General features: G+C 69.6%; 13 protein-coding genes. 6 read left to right on the forward strand and 7 right to left on the reverse strand.

What is annotated here, in order from left to right:
- Positions 1-4: 4 nt before the first annotated feature.
- Together QMO76_RS29655 and QMO76_RS29660 are read left to right on the forward strand one after the other, a co-directional pair.
- Positions 5-310, forward strand: a complete 306-nt coding sequence (locus tag QMO76_RS29655) for a DUF1416 domain-containing protein (protein ID WP_306364646.1) — start codon at positions 5-7, stop codon at positions 308-310.
- A 201-nt stretch (positions 311-511) separates the two neighbouring features.
- A complete protein-coding gene (locus tag QMO76_RS29660) occupies positions 512-1,204 on the forward strand; it encodes an FABP family protein (protein ID WP_372342116.1) in 693 nt (230 codons plus the stop codon).
- Between the two features lie 25 nt (positions 1,205-1,229).
- Here the strand turns inward: QMO76_RS29660 and QMO76_RS29665 are convergent, their stop codons facing one another.
- The 6 genes from QMO76_RS29665 to QMO76_RS29690 all read right to left on the reverse strand — a co-directional run bounded on the left by QMO76_RS29665 (position 1,230) and on the right by QMO76_RS29690 (position 9,847).
- The gene (locus tag QMO76_RS29665; protein WP_306364648.1) at positions 1,230-1,754 is read right to left on the reverse strand and encodes a Uma2 family endonuclease; all 525 of its coding nucleotides are present in this window, start codon (positions 1,752-1,754) and stop codon (positions 1,230-1,232) included.
- Positions 1,755-2,126: 372 nt separating this feature from the next.
- Positions 2,127-3,818, reverse strand: a complete 1,692-nt coding sequence (locus QMO76_RS29670) for an ATP-binding cassette domain-containing protein (RefSeq protein WP_306364649.1) — start codon at positions 3,816-3,818, stop codon at positions 2,127-2,129.
- Positions 3,815-6,214, reverse strand: coding sequence for an ABC transporter ATP-binding protein/permease (locus QMO76_RS29675; protein WP_306364650.1), 2,400 nt, complete (start codon positions 6,212-6,214; stop codon positions 3,815-3,817). Before QMO76_RS29675 ends, QMO76_RS29670 begins: the two co-directional genes overlap by 4 nt.
- A gap of 3 nt (positions 6,215-6,217) precedes the next feature.
- The gene (cydB, locus tag QMO76_RS29680) at positions 6,218-7,267 is read right to left on the reverse strand and encodes a cytochrome d ubiquinol oxidase subunit II (protein WP_306364651.1); all 1,050 of its coding nucleotides are present in this window, start codon (positions 7,265-7,267) and stop codon (positions 6,218-6,220) included.
- A gap of 10 nt (positions 7,268-7,277) precedes the next feature.
- On the reverse strand, positions 7,278-8,741 hold the full coding sequence (locus QMO76_RS29685) for a cytochrome ubiquinol oxidase subunit I (RefSeq protein WP_306364652.1): 1,464 nt from the start codon (positions 8,739-8,741) through the stop codon (positions 7,278-7,280).
- A 188-nt stretch (positions 8,742-8,929) separates the two neighbouring features.
- Positions 8,930-9,847, reverse strand: coding sequence for an aminodeoxychorismate lyase (locus tag QMO76_RS29690; protein ID WP_306364653.1), 918 nt, complete (start codon positions 9,845-9,847; stop codon positions 8,930-8,932).
- A gap of 89 nt (positions 9,848-9,936) precedes the next feature.
- Here QMO76_RS29690 and QMO76_RS29695 point away from each other — a divergent pair, with 89 nt between their 5' ends.
- The 4 genes from QMO76_RS29695 (at position 9,937) to QMO76_RS29710 (ending at position 13,320) form a co-directional block, all read left to right on the forward strand.
- Positions 9,937-11,052 carry a folate-binding protein YgfZ gene (locus QMO76_RS29695; protein ID WP_306364654.1) on the forward strand — a complete coding sequence of 372 codons (1,116 nt, stop codon included), beginning with the start codon at positions 9,937-9,939 and terminating at the stop codon, positions 11,050-11,052.
- Entirely contained in the window at positions 11,049-11,798 is a 750-nt protein-coding gene (locus tag QMO76_RS29700; RefSeq protein WP_306364655.1) for an MOSC domain-containing protein, read from the forward strand. Before QMO76_RS29695 ends, QMO76_RS29700 begins: the two co-directional genes overlap by 4 nt.
- Positions 11,799-11,975: 177 nt before the next feature.
- On the forward strand, positions 11,976-12,938 hold the full coding sequence (locus QMO76_RS29705; protein ID WP_306364656.1) for an asparaginase: 963 nt from the start codon (positions 11,976-11,978) through the stop codon (positions 12,936-12,938).
- 172 nt (positions 12,939-13,110) lie between these two features.
- Entirely contained in the window at positions 13,111-13,320 is a 210-nt protein-coding gene (locus QMO76_RS29710; protein WP_306364657.1) for a DUF3073 domain-containing protein, read from the forward strand.
- 391 nt (positions 13,321-13,711) lie between these two features.
- On the opposite strand, the gene purM is transcribed toward QMO76_RS29710, so the two are convergent.
- Positions 13,712-14,791 (reverse strand): phosphoribosylformylglycinamidine cyclo-ligase, encoded by a 1,080-nt coding sequence (purM, locus tag QMO76_RS29715; protein WP_306364658.1) that lies wholly within the window; start codon positions 14,789-14,791, stop codon positions 13,712-13,714.
- Positions 14,792-14,914 lie beyond the last annotated feature (123 nt).

The raw sequence follows: 14,914 nt of genomic DNA on the forward strand, positions 1-14,914 counted from the left end.
CAGCATGTGTGCAGCACCTACCCAGGGTCAGGCCATCCCCGCGGGCGTCGACGTGGAGAAGGAGACGGTCATCACCGGCCGTGTCCTGACCGACGACGGCCAGACCGTCGGCGGCGCGTTCGTCCGCCTGCTGGACGGCAATGGTGACTTCACCGCCGAGGTCGTGGCCTCCGGCACCGGTGACTTCCGCTTCTTCGCCGCCCCCGGCGCGTGGACCGTGCGGGCGCTGTCGTCGTCCGGCAACGGTTCGGCCGAGGTGAAGCCGGAGGGTGCCGGCATCCACGAACTGGATGTCGTCGTCGCCAAATAACTCACCGATCGCCCTGTTCAGGGGTGAGGGATCGTGGAAACGGCCCCGGGAATCGTTTTCCCGGGGCCGTTCTCGCGTCCGGAATACAGTGCCACTAGACTCCGGAATCGTGGTGCTTGCCTTCGAGATTTTGCTGGTTCTCGTCTCCGTGCTGATCGCGTGGTTCGGTCTGTACGTCCTCTACCGGCTGTTCACCGAGTCGTGACAGAGCCGGCGAGCGAGAATACCGACAACGGCGCGTTCAACGGTTCCGCGCCGGACTCCGCCACTGCCCGGCGCAGTGGTGATCAAGCCGTGGCCGACGCAGCCGAGAAGGCCCGGTCCACCGGCGGTCTGAACATCCCCTCGCTCTCCGGTCTCCCACTGCCGGAGGACACGGCCAATCTGCGCCAGGGTCCCGACCTGAGTTCCTCCATGCTCGCGCTGCTGCCGCTGGTCGGCGTCTGGCGCGGTGAGGGCGAAGGCAACGACCCCGATACCGGCGACTACCGCTTCGGCCAGCAGATCGTGGTCTCCCACGACGGCGGCGACTACCTCAACTGGGAGGCCCGCTCCTGGGTCATCGCCGAGGACGGCTCCTACGGCGGCCCCGACCTGCGCGAGAGCGGTTTCTGGCGGGTCGGCATCGACGGCGACGACGAGGTGCTGGAGCTGCTGCTCACCCACTCGTCCGGCATCGTGGAACTGTTCTACGGCCAGGCTCTCACCCAGTCCTCCTGGGAACTCGCCACCGATGTGGTGATCCGCAGCCAGTCCGGCATCGTGGTCGGCGGGGCCAAGCGCCTCTACGGCATCGTCGAAGGCGGCGACCTGGGCTACGTCGAGGAGCGCATCTCCGCCGACGGCGCGCTGGAACCGCGACTGTCGGCGCGCTTGCAGCGCTACGTCGGCTGATTCGGAACTGGTCCGGACTGCCGCGTCACGGGCGCCGACGTCCGAGCACTGCGGTCAGATCGATCTCCACCGGATACGGCACCGCGAGCCGCAGCCTCTCGCTGAATATGCCGGTGGGCACATAGCAGCTGGTCATCGGATCGATTTCATAGGTGTAGACGACAGTTTCGTCGGCACGACGCTCGATGCGCCAGTAGTACGGGATCTTGGCCTTCGCGTACTTTCCCGGCTTCGTATCCCTGTCTCGCTCCACCGAATCCGGTGAAACCGCCTCCACTGCCAGAACCACGTCCTCGGCGAAGTAGTACGTCGAAGGTTCCTCGCGGTCGTAGGCGTCCGTCGTCACCACGACGACATCCGGTTCCGGCATCTGTCGCTTGCCGAGCTGCACCGCCATCTCCCGCTCTGCCCGCAATTCGGGTGGCGCTTGCAGGTCGAGTTCGCGCTGGAAAAGTGTGATGACACGACCGTGCCACTTCTCCTGCGGACTCGCGAAGACAAGCCCCCCATCGATCAGTTCGGTGTGCCGAGGCAGATCACGCAACCGCAAGAACTCCTCGACGGTGTAACCCCCTGGCGGGTTCACCCAGTCGGGCAGTGGCTCAACGGTCATGGCGTCAGCGTAACCCCTGTCGGGGGAAGACTCGTCGGAAAAGGTACGGCCCCCGAGCCATATCCGCGGATGCAACGTTCACGCAGATCCGATCGGACGGATCGGGACTCGGGGGCCGGGTGACTGCCTGGGATTCGCGAGGCGCTCGCGCGAACGGAATCCGTGTGCAGCGGTAGCGCCTAGCTGGCAGCCACCTCACGCGTCCTTGAAACAACCATTTCTCGAACCACCTCCTTTCCCGTGTACCGACGAATCTAGTGGCGGTCCGCGGTGGCGGCAACGTATTTTCTCGGACCGCGAAAACGCAGGTCAGGCGGGAATAAACCGGTCCGTTCCGATGGTGCCGTCACCGGCCACCCGCACCACCGTGTCGGCGCGGTGGTCGGGTGGGAGTTGGTGGGTGACCACCACCACGACGCGATCGGGGGCGACCAGGCCGCTGGCGCGGTCGAGCAGGCGGCGTTGCAGATCCGCGCCCGCGGCGGCCTCCAGATGTTCGGTGGGCTCGTCCAGCAGTAGAACGCGGGCGGGAGCGAGCAGGGCGCGGGCGAGCAGGATGCGGCGGCGCTGCCCGCCGGAGACCGCGGCCGCGCCGCCGACCAGTTCGGTGTGCACGCCGTCGGGCAGGGAGTCGAGCCAGGCACCGGCACCGACCGCGCGCAGGGCGGCGTCGGCCTCCTGTTCGGTGATGTCGCCGCGGGCCACCCGCAGGTTCTCCAGGACGGTGGTGCCGAACAGGTGCGCGTCCTCGGCGAAGAAGGTGACGTCGGGACGCGGGGTGTCGAACAGCCCCGCCCACGCCATGAGCAGGGTGGTCTTGCCCGCGCCGCTCGGGCCCACCACCGCGATGCGATGCCCTTCCGGCAAGTCCGGCAGAGTCGTTCGGGCGGCGGCGGATTCGCCGCGTTCGAAGCGGTCGATGCGGCGCAGCGCCGCCCGCCCGTTGGTGAGCGCCTGCGCGGCGGCGGGCAGCACCCCGACCGCCTCGAAGGCCGACAGCGGCACCAGCACGAGCACGGTGAGCGCCATGGGCGAGATGCCGCCCGGTTCGACCGTCTGGAATCCGGCCGTCGGCGCACCGGTTCCGGTGCCGTACAGCACGATTCCGATGAGCAGCGCCCCCAGCACGCTCACGCCGATCGACAACGGTGTCGCGGCGGCCGCCCACGCGCTGTGCGAGGCCGCGCGATCCTCGGCGGCGACGGCCCGCTCCCCCGCCGCCCGCGCGCTCGCTACCGCGCCGTCGAGCCGCCCCGCGACCCGCAACTCCGGGGCATGGTCGAGCACGGTCAACGCGGCAGCCGTGAACTCGGTGCGATCGCTGCGCACCGCCTCCTCGGCCTCCCGCGCCGCCCGCGCCGAAAGCCACGGCGCGACAACGCCCGCCACGACCAGGGCCACCGCGAGAATCAGCGCCGCCGGCACGGAGATGAACGCCAGCAGCACCACCGCGCTCAGCGACAGCACCACCGCCACGGCCATCGGCACGAACGCCCGCACCACCACGGCTCCGAGATCGTCGATATCCCCCATCACCCGCCCGAGCAGCTCACCCCGCCGCAACCGCGTGGGGTCGGCGGCCGCACCCGAACCCGCGGCCCGCGTCGACGCCGCCAGCGCAGCCGTGCTGCTGTCATCCCCCGGCCGCACACCAGCCGCAGCGCGCCGCGGCCGCCAGATGTCCGCCGCGGCCAACGTCCGGTAGGTGGTGGTGCGCGCGGTCGTCATGGCCCGCAGCGCCACATCGTGGGTGGCCAGCCGCTCCAGATACCGGCACAGCCCACGCGCGATGCCCAGCGCCCGCACGGACACCACCGCGATGGTCAGATCCAGCACCGGCGGCATCTCCCACGCCCGGGCGATCAGCCACGCCGCCAGCGCCGCCAAGGCGAGACCGCTCCCCAACGCCAGCGTGCCCCACCCGACCGACACCGCCATCCGCCACCGCGAGAGCTCCAGCAGCTCCCGAATCCGCCGAAAATCGGCCAGCACCGCCTTCATCGCCCCACCGTCCCGGCAGTCCCGAATACCCCGGCGGTCCCGGACGACCCGGGGGTTCCCGGCCCCCGACCCGGTGCACCCGTCACAGCGGCTCGCAGTGTCGAGCCGGGATCGTTTCCACCGCTGCCGATGTGGCCGCCGTCAGCCGAGCGCGATGGCCCTACAGGATCGGAATCCGTTGTGGGGAGGGATGTTTCAGGGGGAACCGGAGGGGTGGTGGGCGGATCGTGCTCGTCGTCCGGCCGGGTGGTGGGGAGGTGGCGTGCGCCGTCCGGCCGGGTGGTGGCGCGCACCTCGATGACGTGGTCGGCGATGGACAGGATGGTGGGGCGGTGGGCGACGAGTACCACGGTGGCTCCGGCTCGGGCGCGGGCGGACAGGGCGGCGAGAACGGTTGCCTCGCTGGCGTCGTCGAGGTGGGCGGTGGGCTCGTCGAGCAGGAGGACCTGACGGCGGGCGGCGAGGGTTCTGGTGAGGGCGAGGCGTTGGCGCTGGCCGAGGGACAGGCCGATGCCGCCGGTGCCGACGACGGTGTCCCAGCGGTCGGGAAGTTCGTCGAGGACGGCGTCGAAACCGGTTGCCGCACAGGCCGCCGCCAGCTGTGCGGCGTCGGCGGGCGCGCCGAGGAGTTCGAGGTTGTCGCGCAGGGTGCCGGGGACGAGCACGGGGCGCTGCGGCAGCCAGGCCACCCGCGACCACCAATCGTCGGGGTCCAGGTCGGCGACGGGGGTGCCGTCGATGCGCACCGCGCCGTGATCGGGGGCGATCAGTCCCAGCATCGCCTGGAGCACCGTGGATTTCCCGCAGCCATTGGGTCCGGTCAGCACCGTGACAGCACCGGGCCGCACCGTGGCGGAGAGCCCGTCGGGGGCCGCGCCGTCGCGCGCCGCGACACTCAACTCGGCGATCTCGATGTGGCCGTGGATGTCTCGGCTCCGAACACCAGACGCATCGACCGAGGTAGCAGACGCGCCGCCCACCCTGCGGGACGATCCGGCCGCCGGGTCGGCAGTCACCGGAGCGATGGGCGACCCGGCTGCGGTCGTCGGGGCAGCGGTCGTCGGGACAGCGGCCGACGCCGTAGCGTCCGACGCGGCAGTGGCTGACAGGGCAGTGGCCGAGGCAGCGGCGGGCGACGCGGCAGTGGCCGACGGGGCAGCGGGCGACGCCGCAGTAGCCGACGCCGCAGTAGCCGACGCCGCAGTAGCCGACGCGGCGGCGGTCGGCGGGGCGGCTGCTCTCGGATTCGCGACCGACTCCCTGTCGTCCGGCTCGAGTACCGCGAAAGCCTTGTCCGCGGCCGCCATCCCGTCCTGCGCCGCGTGGAACCGCTCCCCCACCATGCGCAGCGGCAGGTACACCTCCGGCGCGAGAATGAGCGCCACCAGCCCCCCGTACAGCCCCATGTGCCCGTACACCAGCCGCATGCCGATGGATACGGCCACCAGCGCCACGCAGAGAGTGGCGAGCATTTCCAGCACCATGGACGAGAGGAAGGCGATGCGCAGCGCGGACATGGTGCGCCTGTGCAGCGCCTCGCCCAGATCGCGCACCCGGCCCGCCATGGTGGTCCGGGCCGAATCACCCGTTGCCGAATGACCCGTTGCCGGAACACCCGATCCGCTCACCGCATCCCCGCGCCCGACGGCCGGTTCCCCGGTGACGGCGGCCGGTTCCCCGGTGACGGCAGCGGTGCCGATCGCGGTGTCCCCGCGCGCCCCGGCCCGCGGCCGCGACGCCGTCTCCCGCCCCAGCGCCCGCAGCGTCGGCATTCCCGCGAACAGGTCGAGCAGCTGATCCGACAGCCGCGTCGTCGCGGCGAGGGTCTCCTTGGACTTCCCCTGGGTGAGCAGCCCGATGAGGATCATGAAGATCGGGATGAGCGGCAGGGTGACGGCGATGATGCCGGCGGAGACGAGATCGTGCCGGGCGATGACGATCAGCAGGACCGGGGGCACGAGCACGGCCAGCAGCAGAGCGGGCAGATATCCGGCGAGGTAGCCGCGCAGCCCGTTCAGCCCCGATCCGGCCACCACCGCCAATTCCGTTCGGCGGCGCTCCAGTTCGCGCGGCGGCAGCTGGGCTCCGGCGACCACCACCGCGGTCTCCAGCTCCGCCACCACCCGCGCTCCGGCCCGGTGCGCGAGCCGCGCCTGCCACCAGGTGGCCGCCGCCCGCACCGCGACCGCGACCGCGAAGACCGCCAACTCGGCTGTCCAGGAGCCGATGTCACGTCGGGTCGGATCGGTGATGACACCGGCCAGCACCCGCGCCAGGGCCAGGGCCGCGACCACGATGCACACCGTGGTCGCCAGCGACAGCGCCACGCTCAGCACCAGATACCGTCGTGCCGAGCGGGCGTGCCGCCACAGGCGCGGGTCGACCGGTCGAGCCATGGGTCAGTTCTTCAGCTTCTCGGGGAGCAGGCCGATGGGGTCGGGGATCTGCTCCATGGTGAGCCGCTTGCGGAACACCCAGTACGTCCAGCCCTGGTAGATGAGCACCATCGGCACCATGACCACCGCGACCCAGCTCATGACCACCAGCGTGTAGTGCGTGGACGAGGCGCTGACGGTGCCGTCGCGGCCGTCCACGGTGAGGCTGAAGGCCGGGTCGATGGACGAGGGCAGCACATCCGGGAACAGCGCCCCGAACAGCAGCGTGGTGGCCGACAGAATGGTGAGCGCGGTGCCGGTGAAGGCCCAGCCGTCGCGGCTGCGGCTGTGTGCCAGTCCGGCGACCACCAGCCCGATCACGGCCAGCGCCAACGGAATCCAGGTCCAGTCGTGCCCGTAGGACAGCTGGGTCCAGATGCCGAATACCGCCACCACCACCGCGGTGGGCACGAAGATCTTGCGCACGATCGCCTCGGCGTCCTCGCGCACCTCGCCACCGGTCTTGAGGCAGATGAAGATCGCGCCGTGCAGCAGGAACAGCAGCAGCGTGGTGAGCCCGCCGAGCAGCGCGTACGGGCTGAGCAGGTCGAGCAGGGTGCCCTCGATCTGCCGCTTCTCGTTGAGCTGGACGCCGCGCACGATATTGGCGAACGCCAGCCCCCAGGCGAGCGCGGGAATCCAGGAGCCGAGCCCGATGCCGATATCGCACCAACGCCGCCACTTGTCGTCGTTGATCTTGCTGCGCCATTCGATGGCGCAGGCCCGGGTGATCAGGCCGACGAGGATGAGCAGCAGCGGGAGATAGAACCCGGAGAACAGGCTCGCGTACCACTCCGGGAAGGCCGCGAACATGGCCCCGCCCGCGGTGAGCAGCCACACCTCGTTGCCGTCCCAGACCGGCCCGATGGTGTTGAGCACCACGCGCCGCTTCACCTCGGATTTGCGCCCGATGATGGGCATGAGCATGCCGACGCCGTAGTCGAAGCCCTCCAGCACGAAGTAGCCGATGAAGAGCACGGCGACCAGCAGAAACCAGAACACTTGCAGAGTCATCCGGAGTCTCCTAGTAAGCGAAGGAAAGCTTCTCGACGGAATCCCCGGTCATCTTCGGGGCGTCGGATTCGGTGGCGGCCGGTTCCGGCCCGGCGACGGTGTAGCGCCGCATCAGGTGGAACCAGGCGACCGCGAGAATGCCGTACAGCAGCGTGAATACGATGAGCGAGGTGAGGATGGTGCCCGCGGACACCCCGGAGACGCCCTGCTGCACCGTCATTCGAATGCTCTGGTCCCCGGTCGGATTGGGCACCACCACCCAGGGCTGCCGCCCCATCTCGGTGAACACCCAGCCGGAGATATTGCCCAGGAACGGTGTGGCGATGGCGGCCAGCGACAGCCAGGAGAACCAGTTCTGATCCGGCACCCGCCCGCGCCGCGTCACCCAGAATCCGACCAGCGCCAGCAGGATCGAGCCCGCCATGAAGGTGATCATGGCGCGGAAGGACCAGTAGGTCACGAACAGGTTGGGCCGGTAGTCGCCGGGACCGAACTTCAGGACGTACTCCTCCTGGAGGTCCTGCACACCGCCGAGCGTGACGCCGCTGAATTCGCCCTTGGCCAGCCACGGCAGCACGTAGGGCACCTCGATGAGGTGGCTCACGCTGTCGCAGTTGTTGTGCGTGCCGACGGTGAGGACGGAGAAGTTCGGATCGGTTTCGGTGTGGCACAGCGATTCCGCGGAGGCCATCTTCATGGGCTGCTGCTCGAACATCAGCTTGCCCTGCACGTCGCCGGTGTAGACGAGCGCGACGGCCGCGATGGGGATGATCCACAGGCCCATGCGCGCGGCGGGCCGCCACATGGTGCGCGCCTCCTCGACGCCGGCGGCCTCCCCCTTGCGCATGTTGCGAACCATCCACCAACCGGCGATGCCCGCGACGAAGGTGGCGGAGGTGAGGAAGGCTCCCGCGATGACGTGCGGGAAGGCGGCGAGGGTCGTCACGTTGGTGATGACTTCCCAGATGCTCTGCAGCTCCGCGCGTCCGGTGTCGGGATTGAATTTCGCGCCGACCGGATGCTGCATGAACGAATTGGCCGCGACGATGAAGTACGCCGAGGCGTTCACGCCGATGGCGACCAGCCAGATGCAGGCCAGGTGCACCTTTTTGGGTAGTCGGTCCCAGCCGAAGATCCACAGGCCGAGGAAGGTCGATTCCATGAAGAAGGCGACCAGGGCCTCCATGGCCAGCGGTGCCCCGAAGACGTCACCGACGAAGCGGGAGTACTCGCTCCAGCCCATGCCGAACTGGAATTCCTGCACGATGCCGGTGGCGACGCCGAGGGCGAAGTTGATCAGGAAGAGTTTGCCGAAGAATTTGGTGAGGCGCTTCCAGTGCTCCTTGCCGGTGATCACCCAGGCGGTCTGCATGCCCGCGACGAGCGGCGCCAGGCCGATGGTCAGCGGCACGAAGATGAAGTGATAAACGGTGGTGATACCGAACTGCCAGCGCGCGACGTCGACGACGTCCATCCGACCTCCCTGCCGATCTACGACATGACGTAGTACCGGACACTACGCCTGCTGGGTGTCGGATGACCATGTGACGCGCCACAACATGCTGGTCGTTTGCCAATCGGTGACCGAAGTCCCCGAAGGCGTGCCCCCAAGTCCTCGCGCGAGCCCCGCCGAAGGTCATCCGGAAGGCCCGCGGCGCACGCTCACCAGTCCGCGATGCTGCCCGCCCGCGCCACCCCGCGATTAACCAGTTCGATGATCTCGGGAGCATGGTCCGGCGCGGACATCCGCAGTCCGTCGAGTGAGTTGACCCGGGCGGCCACGGTAATGCTGGAAAGCATCCAGATGCTGTCCGCGGTAATCAGTTCGGCGACGAAAAGCGGCTTGTACAGGCATTCCCAGCCCGCCTTCTCGGCCTCGGCGAACAGCGCCCGCTGGGTGGTACCGGGCAGCACGCCGACCTTCGGGGGCGGGGTGATGAGCTGCTTGTCACGCACGATCACCACGGTGGAGCGCGGACCCTCCAGCACCTTGTGCTCGGTGCTGGTGAAGATCACGTCGTCCGCGCCCATGCGGTGCGCGAAACGCAGCGCCGCCATATTCGTCGCATACGACAGGGTCTTGGCGCCCAACAGTTGCCAGGGTGCGGCCTGGGCCAGATCCACCGAGATTCCGCGCGACAGTGTGATGACCGAAACACCCTCGGTGCGTGCGGTCTCCACCCGCTCCGGCACCGGCAGCACCAGCACGTAGCCGGTGGTCGCGGGTTCGGCCGGAGTCAGCTCCTTGTTGGCCGCCTGCCCGCCGATGCCCTGCTCACTGTCGCGGCCGCGGGTGAGCACCATCCGCAGCAGCCCCTCGCGGGACTCGCCCCACTGCTTCGCCGCCTTCTGCACGGCGGCGCGCCAGGCGTCGAGATCCGGCGGCGGCAGCTCCAGCGCCTCCGCGGATCTGCGTAGTCGGGCCAGATGCGATTCGATCGCGCACGGCTGGCCGTCGCGCACCAGCACGGTCTCGAAGACGCCGTCACCGCGCAACACACCGATGTCGTCCGCATACAGCAACGGCGCGTCCGGATCCCGGATCGCGCCGTCGAGGGACACCAAAACTCGTTCCACCATGGCAAGTGAGCCTAGGACAGATCGCGCCCGGTTACGCGGCTTCTCCACCGCCGGCGCAAGGCGGATCGGCCAACACCTATTGTGGGTATGTGTCCTCCGAGGTTGCACCCAGCCCGATCCTTTCCAATCCAGGGGCAGTCGCGGGGCTGCCCGAGTCGCCGGATTCGGCCGTCGCGTGGCATTACGGCGATCCCTTCGGTGAGCAGCGCGCGGCGGCGCAGCGGGTGGCGGTGGTGGACCGTTCGCACCGCTTCCTGTTCACCATCACCGGTAAAGAGCGGCTGACCTGGCTGCACACCGTCTCCAGCCAGCATGTGGCGGAGCTGGGCGACGGACAGTCGGCGGAGAATCTGGACCTGGATCTCAACGGCCGCGTGCTGAACCACTTCGTGCTGACCGAACTCGACGGCACCGTGTGGATCGACACCGAGGCCCAGCGCGGTCCGGCGCTGCTCGACTTCCTCGCCAAGATGGTGTTCTGGGCCGACGCCAAACCCGAGCCCGCACCCGACCACGCCATGCTGAGCCTGCTCGGACCCCGCGTATCCGAACTGACCGACGCCCTGGGCGTCGCGGCGCTGCCCGAGGTCAACGCGGCGGTGGCGCTGCCCGGCGGCGGGTTCCTGCGCCGCATGCCCTGGCCGACGGCCGACTCCTACGATCTGATCGTGCCCCGCGCCCAGCTGGGCGACTGGTGGGCGCGGCTGCGCGCCGCCGGGGCCGAGGCGGCCGGGATGTGGGCCTACGAGGCGCTGCGGGTGGCCGCGCTGCGGCCGCGCATCGGCGTCGACACCGATGAGCGCACCATCCCGCACGAGGTGCACTGGATCGGCGGCCGGGCCGAATTCGGCGCGGTGCACCTGAACAAGGGCTGCTACCGAGGCCAGGAGACGGTGGCCCGCGTGCACAATCTCGGCAAACCGCCGCGGCAGCTGGTGCTGCTGCATCTGGACGGTTCCGCGGATTCGCGTCCGGCCACCGGTGATCCGGTGACCGCCGGCGGCCGTGCGGTCGGCGTGGTGGGCACGGTGGTCGACCACTACGAATTCGGCCCGGTGGCGCTGGCCCTGGTCAAGCGCAATGTCACGGTCGACGCGGAGCTGGCGGCGGGGCCGGTCGCCGCCTCCATCGACCCCGATTCCGTGCGCGCCCACGATGAGCCGCAGGCGGGTCGCCTGGCCGTGGAGAGGCTGCGCGGCCGATGAGCGACGAACTCACCGCGGCGGCGGAATCCGCGCTGCCCGAGCGCGCCGCGGCACCGACGGCGTCCAGCACGGTCGGCACCGTGTTGGCGGTCTGCGTCGTGCACGCCGATATCGAGGTGCCGGGCCGGGTCGGCCGCTCGGCCATCGACAAGCGCCCGGTCGCGCATCGGGTTCGGGTGACCAGGCTCAGCCTCGACGGCGACCACGTGTGCAATACCGAACACCACGGCGGCGAACACCAGGCCGTCTACGCCTACGCCCAGGAGGACGCCGAACGCTGGGGCCGCGAACTCGATCGCGAGCTGCCCTACGGCTGGTTCGGGGAGAACCTGCGCATCGGCGGCCTGCCGGTGAGCGATGCGGTGCTCGGCGAGCGCTGGGCCGTCGGCGACGCCGTGTTCGAGGTGAGCGCACCGCGCGTGCCCTGCGCCACCTTCCAGCACTGGAGCGGCGAGCGGCAGTGGGTGAAACGCTTCACCCTGCAATCGGATACCGGCGCATATCTGCGCGTGCTCACCGAGGGCGTGATCGGCGCGGGGGACGAGGTGCGGCGGATCCACATCCCCGCCCACGGCATCACCGTGCGCGACCTGTTCGGCGGCCGCGACCAGGCACTGCTGGACCGGCTGCTGACCGAGGAGCCGACCATCTCCGATGATGTGCGCATGCAGATCGAGCGGCACCGCCGCCGCAACGACCGCGCTGCCGCGACGAATACGAAGACGAGCGCGGAGCTGACGGCATGAGCGATCGGACCCGCTGGCGGCGGCGCGGGACGAGCCGACTGGCGGGTCGGCGATCGCGGGCGGTGGTAGCCGACGGTCGGGCCACGACGCGAAGGGACACCGCATGAGCGGTCAGGTGCGGAGGTCGCAGCCGAGAGCAACCACGGAGCGCCCCGCACACGCACGAAAGGGCACAGCATGAGTGTGGAACTGGTCGAGGTGGTGCGGTCGGGTTTCCGCGAGTGCGTGCACCGCGGTTCGCTGGTGATCCTCGGCCCCGACGGTGAGCCCACCGTGGAGTTCGGCGAGGTGCACGGCCCCATCTTCCCGCGCTCCACCAACAAGCCCATGCAGGCGATCACCCTGCTGCGCAACGGCTTCGATCCGGTGGACGACACCGAGCTGGCCATCGCCACCGCATCGCATTTCGGCGAGCCCGATCACGTGGAGCTGGTGCAGCGGCTGCTGGACCGCTTCGGCTTCGCCGAGGACGAGCTGGAGTGCCCGCCGGATCTGCCCTTCGAGGAGCAGGCCCGCGCCACCGTGCTCGCCGGGCACGACCGCGCCAAGGCGGCGCGCCGGATCTACATGAACTGTTCGGGCAAACACGCCGCCATGCTCGCCACCTGTCGGATCAACGGCTGGCCGACCCGCGGCTACCTCGATGCCGGGCATCCGCTGCAACGCGCGGTCACCGATACCATCGCCGATATCACCGGCGAGCCGGAGACCGATCTCGGCCTCGACGGCTGCGGCCTGCCGATCGTGCCGGTGTCGCTGGTGAACCTCGCCCGCGCCTACGCCACCATGGCCACCGCGCCCGACGGCTCCCCGGAACGCCGAGTGGCGGAGGCGATCCGGGCCTATCCGCGAGTGATTTCCGGCACGGACGGGCCGGATCTGCGCGTGATGACGGCAACGCCCGGACTGGTGTGCAAGATCGGCGCGGACGGGGTGCACGCGGGTGCGCTGCCGGACGGTTCGGCCTTCGCCTACAAGATCGACGACGGGCACGACCGCGCGCGGGTGCCGCTGACGCTGGCCATTCTGCAGCGTATGGGTATCGACTGGACCGACGACCACGCCGAACTGGCGGCTCCCGCCGTGCTGGGCGGCGGCGCCCGCGTGGGCGTGATCCGGGCAATTCCCGGGCTGCTCTGAGCTCTGTCGGAAACGGCGTCGCCCCGGTCGGAACGGCACTCGCGAGGATCTTCCGGCACTCATGGAAGCGCGACCGCCTGACACACGCTAAAGTGTCTGTCAGGAAGATATTAATTCGAACGGGGCCGCCAACCACCCCAGGCCGCCCCGCAGTGACGCGAGGGGGTCAGCCATGGGCCGTGGCCGGGCTAAGGCAAAGCAGACCAAGGTTGCGCGCGAGCTGAAGTACAGCTCGGCACCAACCGACTTCGCGAGCCTTCAGCGCGAGCTGTCGGGAAGTTCTTCCCCCAGCTCGCAGCGGAGTGGTGTGCTTTCCGACGAGCACGACGCGGATGAATCGTCGCGTTGGGATGAAGACACCTACGACGACTGGCGCCGCTGACTCGGACTGAATCGACGTGCTAAGGGGGAGGCCGTGACTGGCCTCCCCCTTAACGCGTCGATTTGCCGTGGTACGCGGTGTTGAGGGCTCGAACTACACAGTGACCGCATCGGCGTCCCGCGCGCAGCCGCGTCGGGGCGTCGGTGTGTTCGGGCTGTCCGTGCCGGGCAGCCGATCAGCAGCCGACCCGAACGAGCGGCCCGTGGGACATGCTCGGTTCCGGCATCGGCTGTGCTCACCGCACCCTGGATCGCTCGCGGCCGTCCCGGGTGCCGCGCCGTGCGGCATCGACGGCGCGGCATCGACGGCACGGAGCGTTCGACCCTCGTTCGACGAAAACCGCCCCGGCCACGTAAGTGACCGGGGCGGTTGGTCTTCGGTGCCCGAACGCTCAGAAGCGCGGGTGGTCTCCCACCAGCACCGCGCGGGCGGCGTCGGCGTCCTTGGCCTTCTTGACCGTGCCGAGGGTCCAGCATTCGATGTGGCGGGCGGTGAGGACGGCCAGCGCGCGGTCGGCGTCCTCGGGTGCGACGACGGCGACCATGCCGACGCCCATATTGAACGTCTTCTCCATCTCGACACGCTCGACGCGGCCGCGCTGGGCGATCATCTTGAACACCGGGGCGGGGTTCCAGGTACCGCGGTCGAGTTCGGCGACCATGCCCGCGGGCAGCACGCGCGCCAGGTTGTTGGCCAGGCCGCCGCCGGTGACGTGGGCGAAGGTGCGCACATCGGTTTCGGCGATCAGCGCCAGGCAGTCCTTGGCGTAGATGCGGGTCGGCTCGAGCAGCTCCTCACCGAGGGTGCGGCCGAATTCCTCCACGTGCCCGGTGAGGGACATGCGGTCGATGTCGAGCAGCACCTTGCGGGCGAGGCTGTAGCCGTTGGAGTGCAGACCCGAAGCGCCCATGGCGATCACCACATCGCCGGGCCGCACCCGGTCCGGGCCCAGCACCGCGTCGGCCTCCACCACGCCGACGCCGGTGGCGGACAGGTCGTAGTCGTCCGGACCCATCAGGCCCGGGTGTTCGGCGGTCTCGCCGCCGAGCAGCGCGCACCCGGCCTGGACACAGCCCTCGGCGATGCCGGAGACCAGTTCGGCGACCCGCTCGGGCACGACTCGGCCGACAGCGATGTAGTCCTGCAGGAACAGCGGTTCCGCGCCACACACCACCAGGTCGTCGACGACCATGGCGACCAGGTCGAGGCCGAGGGTGTCGTGCTTGTCGAGCGCCTGCGCGACCGCGATCTTGGTGCCGACGCCGTCGGTGGAGGCGGCCAGCAGCGGCTCGCGGTATCCACCCTTCAGCGCGAACAGCCCGGCGAAGCCGCCGAGTCCACCCTGCACCTCGGGCCGGCTCGCCTTCTTGGCCAGAGGTGCGAAGAGTTCAACTGCCCGGTCGCCGGCTTCGATGTCCACTCCGGCCGCCGCGTACGACGCACCGGCACCGCTGGGGGTCTGTTCAGTCATTGTCTTCGGAGAGCTCCAAGCCGAATCGGTGGATAGATGCCTGCTCACGCTAGCATTACCGCCTACCCGCGACTTCAGCGCACGGCTGAGAGCCGTCAACCGTCATGTACGCGTGCAGACGGT

This window comes from Nocardia sp. CC227C (assembly GCF_030767025.1).
Lineage (GTDB): Bacteria > Actinomycetota > Actinomycetes > Mycobacteriales > Mycobacteriaceae > Nocardia.